The sequence below is a fragment of the Mesorhizobium waimense genome (assembly GCF_003601975.1).
Lineage (GTDB): Bacteria > Pseudomonadota > Alphaproteobacteria > Rhizobiales > Rhizobiaceae > Mesorhizobium > Mesorhizobium waimense.
This window is the reverse complement of the sequence record NZ_QZWZ01000072.1, coordinates 1-19536: the sequence shown is the minus strand read 5'-3', so window position 1 is coordinate 19536 and position 19536 is coordinate 1. Positions and strand designations below refer to the sequence as shown.

General features: G+C 59.3%; 16 protein-coding genes and 7 pseudogenes. 11 read left to right on the top strand and 12 right to left on the bottom strand.

Features of this window, described 5'->3' with window-relative positions; translation table 11 throughout:
- Both D3227_RS37485 and D3227_RS37480 read right to left on the bottom strand, forming a co-directional pair.
- The coding region (locus D3227_RS37485; protein ID WP_120019118.1) for a TIGR02678 family protein at nucleotides 1-949 on the bottom strand (949 nt) is incomplete at its 3' end.
- Nucleotides 946-2466, bottom strand: coding sequence for a TIGR02677 family protein (locus tag D3227_RS37480; RefSeq protein WP_281035043.1), 1521 nt, complete (start codon nucleotides 2464-2466; stop codon nucleotides 946-948). The genes D3227_RS37485 and D3227_RS37480, both read right to left, overlap by 4 nt.
- Before the next feature lie 162 nt (nucleotides 2467-2628).
- Here D3227_RS37480 and D3227_RS37475 point away from each other — a divergent pair, with 162 nt between their 5' ends.
- From D3227_RS37475 to D3227_RS42380, 5 genes and pseudogenes are all read left to right on the top strand, one after another.
- Nucleotides 2629-3231, top strand: a complete 603-nt coding sequence (locus D3227_RS37475; RefSeq protein ID WP_120019116.1) for a Fic family protein — start codon at nucleotides 2629-2631, stop codon at nucleotides 3229-3231.
- A gap of 48 nt (nucleotides 3232-3279) precedes the next feature.
- Nucleotides 3280-3630 (top strand): annotated as a pseudogene (locus D3227_RS37470) (IS5 family transposase); the annotation flags it as partial.
- Between the two features lie 53 nt (nucleotides 3631-3683).
- A complete protein-coding gene (locus D3227_RS37465; RefSeq protein WP_120019114.1) occupies nucleotides 3684-4823 on the top strand; it encodes an IS110 family RNA-guided transposase in 1140 nt (379 codons plus the stop codon).
- 298 nt (nucleotides 4824-5121) lie between these two features.
- Nucleotides 5122-5475 (top strand): annotated as a pseudogene (locus D3227_RS37460) (transposase); the annotation flags it as partial.
- A 213-nt stretch (nucleotides 5476-5688) separates the two neighbouring features.
- Nucleotides 5689-6054 carry a hypothetical protein gene (locus tag D3227_RS42380; protein WP_208646560.1) on the top strand — a complete coding sequence of 122 codons (366 nt, stop codon included), beginning with the start codon at nucleotides 5689-5691 and terminating at the stop codon, nucleotides 6052-6054.
- Between the two features lie 153 nt (nucleotides 6055-6207).
- Here D3227_RS42380 and D3227_RS37445 read toward each other — a convergent pair.
- The 5 genes and pseudogenes from D3227_RS37445 to D3227_RS43375 form a co-directional block, all read right to left on the bottom strand.
- A pseudogene (locus tag D3227_RS37445) lies at nucleotides 6208-6357 on the bottom strand (IS3 family transposase); the annotation flags it as partial.
- Between the two features lie 70 nt (nucleotides 6358-6427).
- Nucleotides 6428-8356, bottom strand: coding sequence for an ATP-binding cassette domain-containing protein (locus tag D3227_RS37440; RefSeq protein WP_120019119.1), 1929 nt, complete (start codon nucleotides 8354-8356; stop codon nucleotides 6428-6430).
- 3 nt (nucleotides 8357-8359) lie between these two features.
- Nucleotides 8360-9412: an efflux RND transporter periplasmic adaptor subunit gene (locus tag D3227_RS37435; RefSeq protein ID WP_167481039.1), complete on the bottom strand. Its 1053-nt coding sequence runs from the start codon at nucleotides 9410-9412 to the stop codon at nucleotides 8360-8362.
- Between the two features lie 1028 nt (nucleotides 9413-10440).
- Nucleotides 10441-10521: pseudogene (locus D3227_RS44185) on the bottom strand (FMN reductase); the annotation flags it as partial.
- A gap of 296 nt (nucleotides 10522-10817) precedes the next feature.
- Nucleotides 10818-10979: a DUF4143 domain-containing protein gene (locus D3227_RS43375; protein ID WP_245452104.1), complete on the bottom strand. Its 162-nt coding sequence runs from the start codon at nucleotides 10977-10979 to the stop codon at nucleotides 10818-10820.
- Between the two features lie 651 nt (nucleotides 10980-11630).
- Here D3227_RS43375 and D3227_RS42375 point away from each other — a divergent pair.
- Nucleotides 11631-11894, top strand: coding sequence for a hypothetical protein (locus tag D3227_RS42375; RefSeq protein ID WP_208646559.1), 264 nt, complete (start codon nucleotides 11631-11633; stop codon nucleotides 11892-11894).
- A 355-nt stretch (nucleotides 11895-12249) separates the two neighbouring features.
- Here the strand turns inward: D3227_RS42375 and D3227_RS37410 are convergent, their stop codons facing one another.
- On the bottom strand, nucleotides 12250-12498 hold the full coding sequence (locus tag D3227_RS37410) for a hypothetical protein (RefSeq protein ID WP_245452102.1): 249 nt from the start codon (nucleotides 12496-12498) through the stop codon (nucleotides 12250-12252).
- 859 nt (nucleotides 12499-13357) lie between these two features.
- On the opposite strand from D3227_RS37410, the gene D3227_RS37405 reads away from it, so the two are divergent.
- Entirely contained in the window at nucleotides 13358-14188 is an 831-nt protein-coding gene (locus tag D3227_RS37405) for an Effector protein NopP (RefSeq protein ID WP_120019108.1), read from the top strand.
- A gap of 588 nt (nucleotides 14189-14776) precedes the next feature.
- Nucleotides 14777-15801: pseudogene (locus D3227_RS37395) on the top strand (IS110 family RNA-guided transposase).
- A gap of 507 nt (nucleotides 15802-16308) precedes the next feature.
- Here the strand turns inward: D3227_RS37395 and D3227_RS44585 are convergent.
- Nucleotides 16309-16446, bottom strand: a pseudogene (locus D3227_RS44585) (IS21 family transposase); the annotation flags it as partial.
- A 195-nt stretch (nucleotides 16447-16641) separates the two neighbouring features.
- Between D3227_RS44585 and D3227_RS42055 the strand changes: the two are divergent.
- The gene (locus D3227_RS42055) at nucleotides 16642-16812 is read left to right on the top strand and encodes a hypothetical protein (RefSeq protein ID WP_167481037.1); all 171 of its coding nucleotides are present in this window, start codon (nucleotides 16642-16644) and stop codon (nucleotides 16810-16812) included.
- A gap of 282 nt (nucleotides 16813-17094) precedes the next feature.
- Here the strand turns inward: D3227_RS42055 and D3227_RS41355 are convergent, their stop codons facing one another.
- Nucleotides 17095-17313, bottom strand: coding sequence for a hypothetical protein (locus D3227_RS41355; RefSeq protein ID WP_147377788.1), 219 nt, complete (start codon nucleotides 17311-17313; stop codon nucleotides 17095-17097).
- Nucleotides 17314-18357: 1044 nt separating this feature from the next.
- Between D3227_RS41355 and D3227_RS42050 the strand changes: the two genes are divergently transcribed.
- Nucleotides 18358-18501 (top strand): hypothetical protein, encoded by a 144-nt coding sequence (locus D3227_RS42050; protein ID WP_167481036.1) that lies wholly within the window; start codon nucleotides 18358-18360, stop codon nucleotides 18499-18501.
- Nucleotides 18502-18668: 167 nt separating this feature from the next.
- Nucleotides 18669-18758, top strand: a pseudogene (locus tag D3227_RS37385) (IS21-like element helper ATPase IstB); the annotation flags it as partial.
- 131 nt (nucleotides 18759-18889) lie between these two features.
- On the opposite strand, the gene D3227_RS37380 reads toward D3227_RS37385, so the two are convergent.
- Together D3227_RS37380 and D3227_RS37375 are read right to left on the bottom strand one after the other, a co-directional pair.
- Nucleotides 18890-19186 carry a hypothetical protein gene (locus tag D3227_RS37380; protein WP_120019105.1) on the bottom strand — a complete coding sequence of 99 codons (297 nt, stop codon included), beginning with the start codon at nucleotides 19184-19186 and terminating at the stop codon, nucleotides 18890-18892.
- Nucleotides 19186-19536: IS66 family transposase (locus D3227_RS37375; RefSeq protein WP_147377787.1), on the bottom strand; the 351-nt coding region annotated here is incomplete at its 5' end. The genes D3227_RS37375 and D3227_RS37380, both read right to left, overlap by 1 nt.

Below are 19536 nucleotides of genomic sequence, written 5' to 3'. Positions count from 1 at the left end.
AACCCAGAAGCCCCCCGCTCCACGGCCGACGAGCCTCAAACTCCGCCGCAAAATCGCAGGATGGGACCTCGCATACCTTACGGCCATCCTCCAAACCAAAGCCCGTTAACCTGGATTCGGAGCCCTGGCACAGGCGGGCCGCCATTGCGCCGCGCTGATTGAAGAAGTAGGCTCGGGCTTCCGTGTCCAGCGTCTCGACATAGACCACCGGATCATCGAGAAGCCGGCGCGCGAGCTGGTGGCGCAGCGCCGTGCGCCGACCTTCCTCGCTATCCGCCACATGTTCGCCGACAAGGGCGCGTAGCCGCTCTTCGAGCGTTTTGGGCGCTTCTTCCGGTGACCAAGTGGACGGGCCACGCACAGCCGCCAGCATGCCGGCGAGCATGCGGCGTTGCACGTCGTAGAGCGCATCCGCCTGATCGCCTCCGGCCTGCACGAACGTTTCTTCGTCGCCGGCCACGCGGTGCAACACCCCGAGGCTCAGCAAGGTGCGGCACACCGAAACCAGTTCGCGCCGCTCGTGTTGCGCCTCGAGCACGAAGGTGAAGTCGAGCATCGGCTCGGCGGCGAGCTCCAGCAGCCTCTCTCCTAGCAGGCGCAAAGTGATCTGCGGGTCGGCACGTTCGAGCACCGCGCAGGCGAGGCAAAGCAGCACGTAGCGCCGGCGATCGTAGCCGGGGAGGCCGCGCATGGCGTCGGTCACGTCTCCTGGCCGCTTGTAGAGGCGCGCGCCCTCGCGCTCGACTTGCAATATCCAGCCCGTCTCGCGAGAAAACCATTCGCGCAATGATTCGGCCTGGCGGCGTATGGCGGCGAAATCCTCATGTGCCGGGCCTATCAACGGCGTCATCAGCAGGGCGCGCACGCAGGCGCGAAACTCCTCGCGCCGGAAGCGCTGCTGCAGCAGGCCAATTCCGCGACTGTCGTTGGAGCCGTTCGTCGCTGTCATCGACCGTCCTGCAAGGGCGTGATGGTGATCAGATGGTCGCGCCCTGCAAAGACGCCATGCGGCGTGTTTATCGTGGCGCGGCTGTCGGGGGCAAGCGGCTTCAAGTGGATATGCAGTAAGCCATCGCCCGTCTGGCGTTCCACCGGCGTGTCCGGTCCGGCTTGTTCGCTTAGCGCCTCCCCGAGTAGGCCCAGAAACAGACCAAAGGCATGTATGTCGAGTTCCCCCAGATCCGAAAGCCGCGCCGGGCGGCTGGTGGCGAGGCGCTTGCGCGCCGCTTCGACCTGCAGCGATTCCTCCGCGAGCTGAAGTGCCAGGAACGCGCGCTCTTCGGCGCGGTCTCGCACGCGCGGCAGCGGTCCGCGCGGGGCCGCTTCGCCGTATTCGCGCAAACGCGGGTGAATCTTGAGCGGCGCGGCGTCGGCCCAGGAGGTGCCGGCCGGCAGCTCGGCGTCCGCGTTGGCGTTGAGCGAGAAATGCCGCGCCGGATTGAGGGCGAAGGCGGCCCGCGCAAGGCGGTGCGCCTCGCCGTTGTCTGCGCAGGCGGCAAACCAGCCGGCGAGCATGCGGAAGTCGGCAGAGCGATCGCTGCGGCCGCTGCGCCGCTCATTAAGCGCGGCGATAGCAGCCAGAAGCTGGGGGATGGCCGATCGTGCCCGCGCCCGCAACAGCTCGGCTTGCGGGGGCTCGTGGCCGGTGCTGAGAAACCATCCGCGCAGACCCTTCCAGCGTTCTCGCCAGGCTTGCAGGTAGTCTTTCCGCGCCTCGACCTGATCCCGTGCGCCGCCGGGAGCCGCGTCACGCGATTCGCGCTCGGCCACCTGTCCAAGCAGGGCATCGATGCCCGGCTCCAAAGCCAGGATGAGGCGTGCGATGGTGTCGGAACGGCGCACCAGATCACCCATGAAGCGCTCCAGATAGTCGATCAGCCGCTTCTTGTAGTTTGCGACCACCCCTGCTTCGGCTTGCTGCAGCTCGATGCTGCGCGCGACGCCGGCCATGAACGCCTGGGCGTTCTCGGCCAGACTTTCGAAGACACGCACGAGATCCCGTAGCGTTTCGTGGATCTTGGCTGCGTCAGGTTCGGTTGCTTCGGCCAGCGCCTGAAGTGCCTGCAGTCGGCTCGCTATGTCCTCGAGCGCCACCGTTTGCAGCTCAGCGCGGCGCTGCAAGGTCTGTACGAACACCGCCAAGGCGGATTCCACGGCCTCGCCGCCCTGCGAGAGTCGATAGAGAAAGCGTGCACGGTAGAAGTCGCTAAGGCTGGCAACCCGCGCGGTGTCGGGATGCGATTCAAGATTGCCCCATTCCGTAAGCTGAGTGAGCGCCGTATTCACATCCTCAATGCGCGGCGGCCCGTTCGGCCATCGGGCTTCGGCAAGCACTTCGTCGGGCCGCAACTGCAAACGATATTGCCGCTTTGCCGCTGCGAAGACGTCCATGATGCAGCGGTAGAATGCGGCCTTCTCGGCGCTAACGTGACGAAATAGGTCCGCCGGGTCATTTGCAATGTGCATAGGCAATCACTGCCTCCCCAAATCCACTTTGAATGTTTTTGCTTTGTTCTCACGTTCCGTCAAGACCACATGTTTTGAGCGACGACGGTCGCGTCCCGGCTCGGCAATCTCTTGCCTATTGCTGGCTTAAATGCCGTTACATAAAAGGCAATTGGCAGCTTTTTGGATCGGCAAAAAAAGATTGAAACAGCTGCTCGTATCGAGCCGTGCTTCTTTCAGGACACAATACCCTCCATCTTAGCAGACCTCACGGTAGAACTGCACAGGGAGGCGGACAATTTGGGGCGCGGCCTCCATCCAGAATCGGTGGCGGAACTCGCCGACTTGGTTCGGATGATGAATTGCTACTGCTCGAATCTCTTTGAGGGTCACAACACCAAGGACATCGAAAAGGCACTCTCCGGTGCGGAGGTCGAACCTGAACGGGGAGCCTTAGCACTCAAAGCTAAGGCGCATGTCATCGTCCAGCGCAAAATCGATGCGATGCACTCCAAAGGAGATTTGCCGAGCCCGACGTCGGTTGAGTTCATCGCTTGGGAGCATCGCATGCTCTATCACGAGATGCTTGAAGAGTTCAGGTTCATCGAACGACCCGATGGATCAAAGGTCGAGATCGTCCCCGGCGAGTTCAGAAAAACTGCGAACGACGACGGGGTTGTCAGCAGACATCAGCCTCCCTCTTCAGATCGGGTCGGGGCCTTCATGGCGTACTGCTCAAAGCGTTTTGGACTAGGACCAATCCACATTCAGGATTCCCAAAACTGAGATGTGCTGAATCAATGCGTTCCGGATTTACTGATTCGGAGCGGATTGATGGGTGTAAAGCGCTATGAACTGAACGAGGCGCAGTGGGCGCGGATCGCCCCGCTTCTCCCGGGCAAGGTTGGTGATCCGGGCCGCAGCGGCGTCGACAACCGCCTGTTTGTGAACGGGGTTTTATGGGTCCTGCGATCCGGAGCATTCTGGCAGCACCTGCCGGAGCGCTATGGCAAGTGGAAGAGTGTCCATGCCCGCTTCACCCGCTGGGCCAAGGCCAGTGTCTGGGAGAAGGTGTTCGCCGAACTGATCAAGGATCGCGACAACCAATATCTGATGCTCGACACCACCTTGGTTCGTGTCCACCAGCAGGCGGCGTCAGGAAAAGATCCCATGAGGCGACGGGCGGCGGAACTCAGGTAAGGTTTCGGGGTCCGACATCCTAACCCTGGAGACGTCTCATGAATCTCTCATCCATTGCTCTGCCGCCCGTCGACGAGAAGACTGCCACAATTTTCATGGCACTGGAATTGAGCAAGTCGACCTGGCTTGTGGCCCTGCACTCGCCGGCGGTCGACAAGATCAGCCTGCATCGCCTGCAAGGAGGTGACACCGAAGGGCTTATGGCTCTCATTGAACACCGGCGCGAACAGGCGCAGGCCGCCTTGACGCGTCCGGTTCGGGTAATGTCGTGCTACGAGGCCGGCTACGACGGTTTCTGGCTGCATCGTTTCCTGTGCGACCGCGGCATCGACAATCAGGTTCTGGACGCGGCCAGCATCCTGGTCGACCGCCGGTCACGCCGCGCCAAGACGGACCGCCTCGATGCGGCGGCGCTGCTGCGCACGCTGATGGCGCTGGAACGTGGCGAGCCGAGGGTCTGCCGGGTTGTGCGGGTGCCGAGCCTCGAGCAGGAGAACGATCGCCGTCGCAGCCGGGAACGGGCTCGGCTCGTCAACGAACGCGGCCAGCATTCGAGCCGCGTCAAGGGGCTTTTGATGACCCAGGGCATCCGCGACTTCAAGCCAGCCAGACGGGACTGGCGTGAGCAGCTCGAGACGCTGCGCACGGCTGACGGGCGGGATCTGCCGTCCTGCCTGAAGAACGAGATCAAGCGCGAGTGCCACCGCTTGTGGCAAGTGATTGAGATGATCATGGAGGTCGAGGCTGAGCAGCGTCAGGCCGCCGAGATCACAGCTCCCGGGATCATCCAACTGAGTCATCTGCGTGGCATTGGCCTGACGATCGCAAGCGTAATGACGAACGAGGTGTTCTTCCGCGACTTCCAGAATCGGCGTGAGGTCGCCGGTTATCTCGGTCTTGCATCCAGCCCTTGGAGCAGCGGCGCGGTCAGCCGCGATCAAGGCATCCAGAGATCGGGCAATCCGCGAGCGCGTCGAACCGCCATTGAACTTGCCTGGCTGTGGCTGCGCCATCAGCCCGATAGCGGTCTCGCGCGCTGGTTTCATGAGCGCGTCGGCGCCGGCAAAGGACGCATCCGCCGCACCATGATCGTCGCCTTGGCGCGCAAGCTGATAATCGCCTTGTGGCGGTATCTGACCCAGGGCCTGCTGCCGGAGGGCGCCATGACCAAGGCCTGACGAAAGAGTTCGACGCGAGGGGCGGCCAACGTCACTTGCGACGAAGCGGGATGGATGTGGACCGGCGCCCCCCAGGGCTGTTAACGCCGTCAAAAAGATGGGTCCCATCCTTCCCGGCCTCGCCAAACTTGCCCGTGCATGCGGGATATGGGTGCAGGCTCCACCAGAGCCGACCGGATATGAGGTGATGTGGACTTGTTCCGCAATTCGCCGCGAGGCCGATCCCGACAGCGTCCGAAGTGATTTCGCCGCCGCTACCGTTGACACAACTCGCCTCATATGAGGGGGGGCCCAAGATCAGGCGTTGGGGCGTTCCCGAGGCGGTCTGACCACCAAGATCCACATGATCTGCGACAGCTTGGGCCGACCGCTGCGCTTCATGCTCACCGCCGGCCAGCGGCACGACAATCTTACCGCCAAAGCTCTGCTCAGTGGCTTCCACGCCGAGGCTGTGCTGGCCGACAGGGCCTACGACAACAATGATCTACGGCAGACCATTGCCGATATGAATGCCCAAGCGGTTATCCCTTCGACCTACCCGCTCTCGCAAGGTCGCAATCCCTCACGATCAGGCAATCTACAGGCTACGCAACGGCATCGAACGCTGCTTCAACAAACTCAAGCACTTTCGCCGCTTCGCAACTCGTTATGATCGACGCGCAGAATACTTCCTCGCCTTCGTTCACATCGCCGCTATCTGCTTGTGGCTACGTTGAATGTGGATTCGTCCTAGCGGAAAAATGGGCGAGCACTCGTATCATTGCCATCGCTTCCGCCCACACATCCACCCATTCCCGGACGGCAATGGCCGTGTGTCACCACTGTCGCATGCGATGGCGCTGAAAGCAGGCATCGGGGACTTGGCTTGTGGTCGATCTCCAGAGGCCTTGCTCGCAGCCTTGAGGATCGAGGCGAGTTCAAACGGATGATGGACCATGCAGACAGACCTCAATGCCGAGGCGATCTCTCGGAAGCAGCCCTCAAGGAGTTCTGCGAGTGGTTCCTTACCGGGGCACTCGATCAAATACGCTTCTCCAAAGCGACTTTCGACCTTGATCGCTTGGAGGATCGGTACCGCTTCCTGGTCAAGGACATCAGCGACGACAAACGCGCGCCCGATCTCTTAGCGGCGGTCCTCAAGCACGGATCACTCGAGCGCGGTGATGTTCATCTTGTGCTCAAGACATCGGAAAGAACGGCACGGAACACGATGTCCGCCCTGGTTAGATAAGGGCTCCTAAAGTCCCAAACGCCCAAAGCCCCTGTCCGTATAGCCTTCCCGCTGGACTATCGCGAGAGGCTCTTCCCGAATCGGTTCACCGATGCCGAACTGACTAGACCCTATGAACCGCCCCGGGTTTGCCGGAGGCCCGTTTCGTTTGAGTCACGCGGCCATGGCTGGTTCTTCCAGCATGGCATAGTAGCGCTCCTCGGCTTCGGCCGGCGGGATGTTGCCGATGGGCTCCAGCAGCTGGCGATTGTTGAACCAGTCCACCCATTCCAACGCCGCGAACTCGACGGCCTCGGATGAGCGCTATCAGCCCATGACCATAAATGTTAGCACCGTTGCTCTGTTCGCAACGTCCCCGTGTGGTCAGCATCAATCAATCGCGAGATAACGCCTCGACGGGCTTCAAATGCGCCGCCTTTTTCGCAGGGAAAAAGCCAAAGATCGCACCGATCATAACAGCCATGATGCAAGCGACGCTGACTGCGTGCAATGAGATTACCATCGGAATGGTTGTTTCGATGGAGCCGGCGAGCGCGCCAAGGCCGAAGGCGAGGGCGACGCCCGCGCAACTCCCCATGATAGTGATGGCAAGGGACTCGATCAGAAACTGCAACATAATATCGCTCGCCCGGGCTCCTACAGCCATCCGCAAGCCGATTTCGTTGGTGCGTTCGGTGATCGAAACCAGCATGATATTCATCACGCCGATACCTCCGACCAACAGAGCGACAGCTCCGATGGAAACCAAGAGCATCGAGAAAGTTCGCGTCGTCTTCTGGAGCAACCGCCGTAGCTGATCGCTGTTGTATGTGAAGAAATCCCGCGTTCCGTGACGCTTCTCCAAGAAGGCTATCATGGCTTTCTCGGCAACGTTTGTATCAACGCTCCCATTGATTCGGACGTCTATCTCGCGCAGCCGTTGCGAGCCCGAAATGCGGGAAAACACGCTGAAGTGTGGAATGAACACTTGCGGCTGCCCATCCTGCTCTCCAACGGCACCGACAATCACGAAGGGCACACCCTTGATGACCAGGATCTCACCAATCGGGGTCCTTGAATTGCCGAAGAACGTTCGTCGGGTGTTGCTATCGATGATCGCCTCCGGCAGAGTGGCATTCCCACCGTCGGTGAATCGGTTGCCTTGCGTTATGGGACGGTGCGCGACGTCGAAATAGGCGTTGCTCACACCCATGATTTCTCCGTCAGCGGTCCTGCTCTCGAACATGAGCTGCCCTGAATCCATGGTCACCGGACTGACACTATTTACGTAGGATTGCTCTGTCAGGGCGGCCGCGTCGTCGCGAGTGAGGCTGTCGGCATGTCGGCGGTTTCGGTCATCCCAGCCGGTGCCAGGGAAGATGCGGATCGAGTTTGCGCCAAGGCTGTTGATCTGGTCGAGAACGATCGTCTGGCCACCCTCACCGAGACCAACGACGGCAATCACCGACACGATGCCGGCGACGATTCCGAGCAGTGTAAGAGCGCTACGCAGACGATGTGCGGCAACCGATCGGAATGCGATACTGGCAGCCTCGGACGTTCTTCTGAGGAAGCTCGTCAGGAAACCGACATTTTCCGCAACATCAACCAGGTCGCGCAAGGGAGGCGCTCCACTCGCCGCGCTGCGTCGATCAGAGACGATCTGTCCGTCATTGATCTCGACGATCCGATCGGCGTGTCGAGCGACGCCCATGTCGTGTGTAACTATGATGATGGTGTGTCCCTCCGCATGAAGGGTCTTCAGGAGGTCCAGAACAACCTCCCCGTTCATTGAATCGAGCGCCCCTGTCGGCTCATCTGCAAGAATGATTTCTCCACCGTTCATCAATGCTCGGGCGATCGATACGCGCTGCTGCTGCCCCCCCGACATTTCCATTGGGCGATGATGGAGCCGATCTCCCAGACCGAGTTGGGTCAGCAATCGCCTGGCTCGGGCTTGCCGCGTCGACTTCGAAACGCCGCTATAGATAGCCGGCACCTCGACGTTCGATATTGCGCTCAGCGAGTTCAGGAGGTGATACCGCTGAAACACAAAGCCGAAATGCCTGCGCCTGAGTTCTGCGAGCCCGTCCTGACCAAGGGCCGAGACATCCTGCCCGGCCAAACGGTAAGTGCCGGCTGTCGGGGCATCCAAGCACCCCAGGATATTCATGAGCGTCGATTTGCCGGACCCGCTCGCGCCCACAAGCGCCACGAATTCGCCGCGCTGTATCTTGAGATTGATTCTTTTGAGTGCCTCGACGGTTTCTCTGCCCAGGCTGAACGACCGGCCAAGATCGCGGAGCTCTATCAGAGGGTTCATCATTCAGCTCGTTGTGTTTGGCTCGGATACGCCGAGCAATACGGTCTCTCCTTGACGAAGGCCTTCAAGCACCTGAGCGTGGATCCTGTCCGTATAGCCAATCCGAACAGGTCGCTCTGTTACCTTGCCGCCTGTGTCCTTCACCTTGACTAGGTATGATCCGTCCGCCTGTCGCAGCGAAAGAGCGGCCCACGGCACAAGTAAGACATCATCCGCACGTCCCATAGAAATGTGCACTTGAGCGGTCATCTTGGGTCGCAGCTTTTCTTCTGGATTCTTCACCCTAAGCACGCCGTGGTAATAGATTGCGCTGTCTTCCGCTTTCTCCGCGGAGCGGTCGTTCGCCGGCTCGTCGGCGATGGACGGCGGTGCATATTCAACCGCCTCAAGCGTGGCCTGGTAGCGAGTCAGTGGATCTCCGATGATCGTGAACCACGCGTTTTGACCAGGCCTTGTACGCCAGACGTCGACCTCGGAAATCCGGATCTTTACCGTCATCTCGTCAAGGTTCGCGAGCACGGCGACCGTTGGCGAAGTCTGCGCAGAATTGAGCGTCTGTCCCGGCTCGATCGGGATCGCCAAGATCTTGCCGTTCATGGGCGCTGTGATCCGCGTATGTGCGAGAGCGGCTTGCGCGGACTCAACCTCGACCTCGCTTTGCCGAATCTTGGCTTCCTGCGAGACCAGATCAGCCAATAGCGTCTGGTATGTTTTTTCAGCCTCTTCCAACTCCTTGGTAGTGACTGCATTATGCTTGCTGAGGTTACGCTGTCTGCGGTAGCCGAATTCCGCGAACCGTATTTCTATTTGCTTCAAGTCCCTCTGGGCCTTCATGTCCTCTACCTTGGCCCTCGCAGTTCTAAGGGTATTTTGCTCTGTCACGGCGTCGATCTCCGCCAGAAGGTCTCCAGGCATGACGGTCTGGCCGACGCGGACATGGATTGCCTTGATCTGGCCCGTTACCTGCGTGCCAACCCGGACCATCGAAGTCGGCTCGAGAGTGCCCAGGGCTAATACGACTTCTTCAACTGAACCTCGCGTAACAATCCCCGTCATTTCGTCGCCTCGCGAGCTTTCCGCGGAGTTCATCGAAAAAAAAGACAGATACGCTGCACATAAAGTTATAGCCGCGACCGCCACTAGAACATATATCGATTTTTTTCCCATATGAGATCCATAACACTCGCTATTTACATGCGTGCAGAGCAGATAAATTCCGAGAGGTTTCTATTGAACGACTGGTTTATCGGAAAGTTTGTTAATATGTTAATAGAAACCAAAATATCGCCTATATACACAACTGTAAACATGAATTGTAGTTGATGTAGATGGCATGTATGGTCGGATGATGAGAATCCAGGAAGATTCTTAATTGGTCAAAATCAAACAAGTAGCAGAAGTTCTAGTTAGGACATTGCGGAACGGTGATGCGCTTATGGAGTGCTCCGCCGATAGCTTGCGCTGCTCAAAAGGACGCATCGGCCGGCACCTTTCGAAAACGGATCTCTTCGAAGCACCTCAAAGGTTTCAATGCTTGTCACCACTACTAGCCCTTCATGACTGTCCTGCAATGCGCGTGCCAACCTTCTATGTCTGCAACGCCACAATCTGGGATCGTCGGAGCATGGTGCGGGGTTGGGGGCATCGAACGAGTTGCGTCAGAAATCGCAATCGGGGCCGTGATTTTGCCCGTCTCTTCTGCTCGCTGCTTTCACGCGAGCTTTCGATTGTCTAGTCGTCTAGACTCTCCCACAGGCCGGCACGATGGGGCTTGGCACTCGCCGAGGATCTTGTCCCTGTGTCGCCGAACCGCGCGATCAAAAGCAGCCTGGTGTGATACGCAGAACATGCAACGACCGAGGTCGCTGCAGCAGGTCCCCAACGAAAGTCGCCTCAGACCCGCTGCTCGAACTTGCTCCGGGGTGCAGCTCCTCGGGTAGTGCATCCGACACTTTCTGTCGCCTTTGTCGCGTCCGTTACACAGGCTTGTTGAGAAGCAATCACAAACTTTCCCTGGGCCAACCAGCTCCGGCATGTCGGCGAGCAAATCAAAAGCTGCCGCCGACACCAGCACGCGACCGGCGGAAGTCCTTGTCCAATGCGTAGATCGCGGTCGGCATGGTCAGCGCCTCGAAGAAGCAGAATAGCAGTCGCAACTGATGATCCCAGGTCTAGCGGACCCTCGAGCGCATCGCCCATGGCTGGCTTCCGGGCATTCCGCCCAAGCTGAATAAGAAACGGGTACCTCACTGGGGGCTTTGAGCTTCGCCCTGACCGAAATCCCAGAACTTTTCTGCATTATGCTTCGTCAAGCGTTGCCCGGCCCAGATCCTGCAAGGGCACTGCTTCGACGCAATGCTGGAGCGGAAAATGCTCCGATCCCGGAAAGACAACGAAGCGCTGCTCCGGAGCAAGGTCCTCGCAGGCCTGATGGAACCCTTTTTCCACCCTTGGCGTCAGGCTACGCTTGATTTCGATGGCCCAGAGGCGCTGGCCCGGCAGCGTTAGTAGCAAAGTCGATCTCCGCATCCGCAGCTGTCCGGTAGAAATTGCTGAGGGTGCCGGAGGCGGCGGCGGCAGTGAGAGTTTCGATTACAAACCCTTCCCAGGAGGCGCCGGCCACCGGATGTCGGAGCACGTCTTCCTGAGTTGAGAGACCGAGCAGCCAAGCAGCGCCACGGCGGGCATGCCGTCCAACAGCTCGGTGAGTGAAGTCGTAATGCGCTTGATCATCCTTGCAATTATGGAGGAAAGTTCCAATTTTGCAGGGAACATGCCGCCACGCACGTAGGGATTGCAGCTGTCCGCTGACGTCGGGTCTTACTTCCCGCCTTCAACTATAGTTCACCGGCGAGTCGAGAGACGCCGTCGTGCGGTCACAACTTCCCCACTCCAATACAACACTTGAGCCGGCGAGGTGCTCGGCGGCTCGGCCGAGGAAAGACAGGCGTTCAACTGACGGCTCATACGAGACACAGCCCGCCGCGATCCCATCCGCGAGGGCGATCTTTCCGAAGGCCGCAGCATAATTCTGCGCGATGTCCGGTTTGAGCCGCTGGAGCGCAACGTCTGCCCTGACCGCCCTCTCGATAAGGCTCTGGCTGTTTTGAGAGGGTGTATAACTTCGACGTTCGCCACGAGCTGGTCCGTCGATGAAGCTCTGGTTTTTTTGATCAGCCGGTGCACCACGCTCGCGACACTTACGAATCGCCTCCAAGGCGCCCCGCATTTGCATCTTCGGGAACACCTCGTCATCGATAACGACTAAGGAATCGTGACCAAGCCCTTCAATGGTCTTGCCCCGAAAGCACACGTGCCCAACGCGCCTCCGGCGCCGGATCTAGCAATCTACGTCCCCGGCTGGCAACACGGCGATCAGTACGCGCCTGAGGACCTCATGCGCGGAATGCACTACATGGGCGTGCTGCCGAGCCCGTCGCAGCCGCAGACAAATTTCACCATCGGTGGCGTGCCCTACACAGCGGCGTTGGGGCCATCAGGCAGGCAAAACGACATCATTCTGGTCTACCGAAACTGAACAAGTGATTGCCCACGACGGATGAGATCGACAAGCGTTATTTTGTGACGAGCCCTGGAACCTCCCCGAGTATGTTCTTTGGTTCGACCGCGTCGCTGGTGTTCTTCCGTCCCGACCGCGCCATTTCACAGCCGCCGCGCGCAGGGGCAGTCAAGGCTGGCCGCGTTTTACGCGGCCACCGCAAGGCTTGGCCTTGATCGGCCCGAGCACGGCGGCATGCTCGATCGGATCGGGGGTGCAAGGCCCCGAGGGCTGGCGCAACTGGAAATACCCGCCGCAGTCAGCTATTGTCGTCGTGCGCGGGCGACCTCGTGGCGAAGCGTGGTGCACCGGCTGAAAGCGCCACCGGGCCGCCTTATTCAAGCCCTGCCGGGCGCCAAGCCTCGACGAAGTGTTCGTAACCCTTCTGGGCCTGCTCGGCGACACGCATCGCTTGATTCCAAAGTACCTTGACATTGTAAGCATAGGTCGGACCGCGGCGGTTGCCTTTCTTATGCGGCTTGACGGCCTGCAGCTCCATGCTGCGCATCTTGTGGGCGACCAGGCTGGATCGCGCCCAGAGGGAGTCCTCTTGCTGCTGCATATGCCGGCAAAGAACCGCCAATTTTCGTGCCACGGCGACGGCAGCAATCTGAGGGCCACGCTTGGCCCGGATTCGCGCTCACGGCGCAACCGGGCGAGTCGCAGAGGCGGCCAGCTACTAACACGAGCTCGCAGCTCATCGTGTGCATCGGCCTGCCCCCACCTTCGTGCTCCCGGTGCCTCCGTCCCGGATGGTCGCACCATACGCCGCGCATCAGAAAAGCGTAGCCGGACATCGGCACCAAGAATCTCATACCGGTTACAAACGAGATGGAAGTCTATTCCTCACCAAGGAATCCTGCCTGAGCTCCAAGCCTTTCGATCCTGCCCCCCCGCATACCAGCGCTGAACGGCTTCAGCTGCCCACTTACGTTGGTCTTGGCGGTTTGGCGCGGATGGCTTTAGGCCAAGGTTGCGGCCTACCTTGCTGGGTCTTTCGACTTGTAACCTAAGCTGCCGAGCAGGCGATAGCCGCCTCAAGCAAGAGCAAGGCGACGGCGCTCTGCTTCTTTTCGCCGGCAACACCTGCCAGAAGGTGTTGCGCGTGGCGTCATCGAGCATGCAAGGACGAACTCCCAGCTTCAACGGCTCGACCGCAACGTGGTTTGCCCACGTTCTCGCTCATCTCTCTCACATGCCGACGACGAGGCTGGACTGCTCCCCTTTGGATTGACAGCCAGCAAGATCCGAAAAGTGCGGATGGCCTGACCTGCGGTAGGCCGCAGCCTTTTCAGTATCGCTAACGCTTAAGGCAGTTCGGATTTTCGTTTCTGCATCCGGGAGAACTCATTCGTCAGCTAGTCGTCAACTAAACGGTCTATCTAGACCTGCGCGGTTAACCGGCCTGAACTCAATTGCGAAGGATAGGAGTGCGAATCGTCATGTATGGTCGAATTGGTGGCTCGTCCGACATCCGCTACACGCGTAATGCCAGCGGGCAAGCAGATGCAGAAAATCAAGAGCTCGGGGACATGTTTGCCCGGATGCACTTAGCCGGATCCGATTCCAGCGGCGACTCATCGTCGGCGGCTACGCAACCGTACTCCCTCCATCCCAGACCTCCGGTGGTGGAGATCGACAGGTCTTCTTTCACGAGGGAGGTGAGGCAATTTCATGGCGATGAAATCATGCACATCGCCGACAATCCACAAGAGTATTCGGAATTCGTATCCTCCCGAGCCAGACGCGCTGCAGACGTTGCTCGGCAATACGGCATTCGCCGAGACACGGAGCACGCGCGATATTTCAGCTACCAATTGGGAAACCAGAGTGCCGGACTGCTGAGAACGGAAGGCGGATTCAGTATGACGGATTTCGAATCCGACAGTTGGCGGCAACAATTTCCTGGTCGAACCGAGGTCACCTCCATAGTGGATCTACAGGTCGCTCATCCGCTGGCCGAGAATGCAGGCGATATTCTGCTGGAGCATCAACTTCGGATGGACGGCGAACGACCGTTGCTGAATTGGCGTGCGGCTAATCCAGAAGCACAAGCCCGCGCAGCGACGATGGGGTTTGTTGAAGTGGATGATTGCGACATGGTCCTTGACCCTACCCAGCATCCCGAAAAGTGGACGATGAACAGTGCCGGTGAATGGCAGCGTGCAGACAAACCGCCGCTCTATCTCTGCAAAACTGAGGACAGCGAAAGCAGTGATACCGAGAGCGCATCAGGTTCACCCAGATACTCGTACGAGGATGACTTTATGTGACCTGACTCTTGTTGGATTTAGTCGCGATGGTGGGCGCCGCATCTGACTATATATGCTGTCCCATGTCATGCGCATAAGCGAAACCGCTCGTCGGAAATGGCAGTGCGCGCAACGAGCGGGATCCATTTGGCGTGGGTTCGCGAGCGGAGCCATTACCGCCTGCGCACCACAGGTTTTCTTTATGAAATTCGTAGATCCGAACGGTTTGTGATGAGGGCATCAGCGAACGACTTGGCGCCGTCTTCGCCGACGCCATAGTCCCAGATCGAGTCAATCGAAACGCGCAAAGCTGAAACGACGTCGAGCCGCTCGGCTACATGGCCGACGTATTCGCCAGGATCATCACCGGCTACCCCAACAGCCCGATCGGCGACCCTCTGTCTAGGCGCATATATCGCCATGCAAGCAGTCCAGCAGCGGAAAACGGCGTCTGCCGCGGCCCACGCCGACTTCCGATTACATAGGGTAATCGCGGGATTGGGAACACTGGCGCGGTTGCGATGCGTTGGAAGGATGGTTGCCCCCCGATAGGATGAAATACGGGCTCACGACCACATAGCCGGGCCCAGCATCAAACGGGAGACAACCATGAAGCAGTTTATCGGCCTCGACGTGTCATTGAAAGATACATTCGTCTCGTGCGCGAAGGAGGCAAGCGGATCTGGCGCGGAAAATGCCCGTCCGATCCGAAACTGATAGCAGAGGTCATCCGCAAGCGTGCTCCGAACGCGGAACGTGTCGTGTTCGAATCGGGACCCCTGGCGGTTTGGTTCTATCATGCGCTGACGCTGGAAGGCTTGCCGGCGATCTGCATTGATGCCCGCCATGCCAAGGCGGCGCTGGATTATGGCGCCGAACAAGACCGATGCAAATGACGCGGACGGGCTCGCGCATCTTGCCGAGGTCGGCTTTTACCGCGAGGTGCGCGTGAAGAGCTTTGACAGCATGCTGGTTCGCACGCTCGTCGCAGCGCGCAATCAGCTGCTCAAGATGGCAACCCAGCTGTCCAACCAGATCCGCGCTCTGATGAAGACGTTCGGCCTGGTCGTCCCAAGGGTGCGGGACGCGTGTTCGAGGGCCATGTGCGCAGCCTGCTAGCGAACAATGCCGGGCCCGAGCAGATTATCATGCCGTTGCTCGATGCCTGGAGGGGCATGCGCGCCCGCGCTGCCGAATTGAGCAAGCAGCTTGTCGCTTCGGCCCGCTCGAGTGAGCAATGCCAGCTGCTTGCGTCGATCCCGGGCGTCGGCGCGGTGACGGCTTCCTCCTTCGTCGCGGCGATCGAGGATCCGGAAAACTTCAGAAAGTCGCGCTCGGTCGGCGCCTGGATCGGCCTAACCACCAGACGTTACCAATCGGGCGAAGTCGATTACGACGGTCATATATCCCGGCGGGGCGACAACCATCTACGCGGACTGTTGTATGAAGCGGCGACCGTGATCCTCACGCGCACCAAGGCCGATAGCGCGCTGCGTATATGGGGCCTGAAGCTCAAGGAGAAAATCGGGTTCAAGCGAGCCGCCGTTGCGGTCGCGCGCAAGCTTGCCGTGATCATGCATGCCATGCTCCGAACGGGCGAACTCATCGAGCGCTGCCGCGCTGCTGAAGCCTGACATGCGCAACAAGACGCCAGAGGCAGCGCTCTTCTGAACTGACTTTTCTATCGTTTGCGTCTACGCTGTGGACGCGCCGATCCGTCCCTGTCGGGACGCGGACAGGATCATTCCGCGATGTGGGCTGCACTTGCCACTATTCTGGTAGCAAAGTGCGTCAATTACATTGGAAGATCCGTCCCACGAAGACCTATCCTGCGGCGGGCTGTCTCGACCGCGTAAACGACCCTGGACTCGGCAAACGGCATCACCCGCACCGCAGAAGTTGAAGGCGCTTTAAAACCAGCCAAGCTTACGACGGAACAACCAAACAACCGTAGGTCGGAGAAAGATCGAATTTAGCCTTGACGGAGCTGCGATTTACAGGACGAGACGACCTGGCTGCAGGTGAAGTTCGCCGCCATCAATACCATGGCGCCGGGGGGCAAGCACAAGTGCTACAGTCCGCAAGTTCTGACTTACATCCACGCCCTCGAAGAGAATCCGCCGCCCCGGTCACGAGCCGCCGCCGGCAATAGCAGCGCTTGACGTAGCCGAAGCCCGTGGCGTAAATCCCCAGTAGCGGGCAACGGCGTGCAGCCGCACGTTGAACCGCACCTCCCGTGTCGCCGCACCGTGATGTTCGACCAGCGCCTTCGGGTTGTCGAACTTTTGTGTCCCGCGCGGTTATGTGCCCTGCCGCCAGGTTTTGAACAGTATTGTCGACCTGCACGACACATAGCGTGAAGGAGGCCCAGAGCCGATCAAGATCGGAAACTTGGTCGTCGGTCCGACATTCCAACGCGTGCGATTGTGGCGCAGCAGAAGACCTGACGACCGTTCAATTCGAATTGATGGCTGATGTGGGAGCTGGAAGGCCGAGCCAATGCGCAAGCAGCAGTGCCGACGGTGGCAACAGATAAAAATCGGAGCAAAATTTTGCACGCCATCACATACTCGTGCATTGAGCTGTTCGGCGCCAGCGTCAGTAAATACAAAAAAATCGATCCTGCATTGTTCTGGCACCGGTAAGAGCCGAGAGGATGTCACGTTAGCTGACGCTCCGCTGACGCCTTCGAGTGCGGACGCAATGGCCGTTCGCACATCTTGTGAATAATCCTTCCCCATGCACCTGAAACCGCCTGGCCCTTTTTCCTTTCAGCACTGCTTCTAACGGCAGGCCTGCGCCGTCAGTCTGTGAACTGCGGGCCTCGTCAGCTTCTCGTCAGCGGATGCGGGCAGGATAGTTCCTCGCTAGATGGATCTCTCAAACCACGGAGGTGAATTATGGATCCGAAGAACTTCAATCCCTTCTCACCAGATTGGCAAAACTCGTACTACGCGATGCTGGCCCAGCAGCAGGCAGGACAGGGGGGCCAGCCGGAGGAGGCCGCGCAGCGCGACTTTGAGGAGCACCTGGAAGAGGCGGGCCAGCAGGACGCTCCCGATCATGGGAGGCGGTACGGCATCGCCCCTGATGACGCGGCCCTCATCCGGAATGCGAGTAATGCGGCTTGCCAGAAGATTGCGCATCGCTCCGCAGTCGTGAACAGTTCGGGTCTCCGCAAGTTATCTGAAGCACTACAGCAGCGTTACAATTTGTCTCTCAATGGACTTAGTGACGAGTCGCTGAAGGATTATGCTAAGCAACTGTTTCCGGGTGAAGCCCGGGTCATTACGGGGTTGGGCATGCTTAGGGCGTACCGCGAGGGTACCTATGGAGAGGGTACCTCTGGAGCGGGTACCTCTGGAGCGGGTACTTCGCGTCAGGGACAGGGAAGGCGGTATAGTGTCGTTCCTGAAGACGCGGCGTTAATCCATAATGCGGGTAGTGCGGCTCGCGGGAGGCTTGAGGCGCGGTCTATAACTAACAGTAGCACGAGTCTCCGCAGATTGTCTGGAAGGCTCCAGCAGCATTACAATTTGTCTCTTAATGGACTTAGTGACGAATCGCTGAAGGCTTATGCTAGGGAGCTGTGTCCGGACGACCCCAGGGTCCAGAGTGGGGTGGCCATGCTGCGGAGGTATCGGGAAACCCTTGGAGAGGGCACCTCGCATGCTGCGGAGGGCAGCTCTCGCCAGCCAGTGCAACAGCCATCACCAGAGCATGAGTCATCCCCGTCGCGAGTGTCAAGTTACAATCAAGACCAGCTTTGGGGCGATTATGATGCGGTCCAGGCGGCGCCGGGTGGCGCTTCTCCGCAGTCATCCCCGTCGCGAGTGTCAAGTTACAATCAAGATCAGCTTTGGGGCGATTATGATGCGGTCCCGGCGGCGCCGGGCGGCGCTTCTCCGCAGTCATCCCCGTCGCGAGTGTCAAGTTACAATCAAGATCAGCTTTGGGGCGATTATGATGCGGCCCAGGCGGCGCCGGGCGGCGCTTCTCCGCCGCCCATTTGGCAGGGAATGAATGCGCCTTCGCCAGCGCCAACCGTTAACCAGCCAGGCCCATCGGATCAAGGCGCCGGGGCATGGATTTTTGGGGCAGCACACGTGCCCAACGCGCCTCCGGCGCCGGATCTAGCAATCTACGTCCCCGGCTGGCAACACGGCGATCAGCGCGCGCCTGAGGACCTCATGCGCGGAATGCACTACATGGGCGTGCTGCCGAGCCCGTCGCAGCCGCAGACAAATTTCACTATCGGTGGCGTGCCCTACACGGCGGCGTTGGGGCCATCAGGCAGGCAAAACGACATCATTGTGTTCTACCGCCGAAACTGAACAAGCGATTGCCGCACGACAAACAGGATGAAAGTAAAAGCTGCGTCGGCCTCGATTGGGGGCCGACGCGTCGCCTATTTGCAATCACAAGTTGTAGAGCGAAAGGCAGAAAAACCCGCGTTTTGCCTACCAAGCGCGTCTCGGGCGGGGACAAATTTCCAAAAATGACCGCGCTGCTCGAACGCCTTACGCATCGTTGCGAGATCGTCGAAAGCGGAAACGAATCCTGGTGCTTCAAGAGCCGCTTTCAAAGCTAGACTAAAGCCGAAAAGCCAACCTGCCGCGCCCGTTCCGGCCGTGCAATCCCGACCAGGCTCCGCCTGAACGGGCGCTCAGGGGCACGCCCCTCACCACCACAAGCCCGGGGCTCTTTGTAACCGCCCGGTTGTTACCGCGGAGATTTCGCTTTGATGCGAGCGATGAGTTCCTGGTCAGCGACGAAGGCTTCGAGGAAGTCGTTCCATTCGTCAGCGGTGCGGCGAGCATGGGCAAGCATTTGCTCCAGCTCTTCAATTCCGTCGCGTGTAAGCGAAGTTATTGCCTCGTCCGGCCCGACGTAGACGCTGATGATGCTGCCGTAGCTCAGGTTGTCATCGTTGCTGACGATCGCCTGAAGGAGTTCGGAATCTTCGTCGAGCAATTTGGCGACGTAATCGATGCTGAACACATGGGTCACGGTTGCCATCAGGCTGCCTCGGCGCGGATGGCGGCGACAGGTAACCAATTCCAGGGAAGCAGCTCATCGAGGCGATTGATCTTGTGATCGTGGATGCGGTCGAGCACGTCGGCCAGATAAGCCTGAGGATCGATGCCGTTCATCTTGGCCGTCTCGATAATAGTCATGGCACGTGCCAATGTCTCCGCACCCGTGTCGGCGCCAGCGAAGAGCCAATTTTTTCTTCCAATTCCAATTGGACGCAGGGCCCGCTCGGCAGCGTTGTTATCCATGGCGACACGACCGTCTTCCAGGAACAGGCAAAATGAGGACCAACGGCTCAGGCCATATCGGAAGGCTTTCGCCAGATCACCCTTGCC

What these genes read in the sequence shown, in the direction of transcription:
- D3227_RS37480 (WP_281035043.1), bottom strand. Translation starts at nt 2,466, where the DNA reads ATGCACATTGCAAATGACCCGGCGGACCTATTTCGTCACGTTAGCGCC.
- D3227_RS37405 (WP_120019108.1), top strand. Translation starts at nt 13,358, where the DNA reads ATGTATGGTCGAATTGGTGGCTCGTCCGACATCCGCTACACGCGTAAT.
- D3227_RS42055 (WP_167481037.1), top strand. Translation starts at nt 16,642, where the DNA reads ATGTGGGAGCTGGAAGGCCGAGCCAATGCGCAAGCAGCAGTGCCGACG.
- D3227_RS42050 (WP_167481036.1), top strand. Translation starts at nt 18,358, where the DNA reads ATGCGCGGAATGCACTACATGGGCGTGCTGCCGAGCCCGTCGCAGCCG.
- D3227_RS37435 (WP_167481039.1), bottom strand. Translation starts at nt 9,412, where the DNA reads ATGACGGGGATTGTTACGCGAGGTTCAGTTGAAGAAGTCGTATTAGCC.
- D3227_RS37465 (WP_120019114.1), top strand. Translation starts at nt 3,684, where the DNA reads ATGAATCTCTCATCCATTGCTCTGCCGCCCGTCGACGAGAAGACTGCC.
- D3227_RS37440 (WP_120019119.1), bottom strand. Translation starts at nt 8,356, where the DNA reads ATGAACCCTCTGATAGAGCTCCGCGATCTTGGCCGGTCGTTCAGCCTG.
- D3227_RS37380 (WP_120019105.1), bottom strand. Translation starts at nt 19,186, where the DNA reads ATGGCAACCGTGACCCATGTGTTCAGCATCGATTACGTCGCCAAATTG.
- D3227_RS41355 (WP_147377788.1), bottom strand. Translation starts at nt 17,313, where the DNA reads ATGCGCAATCTTCTGGCAAGCCGCATTACTCGCATTCCGGATGAGGGC.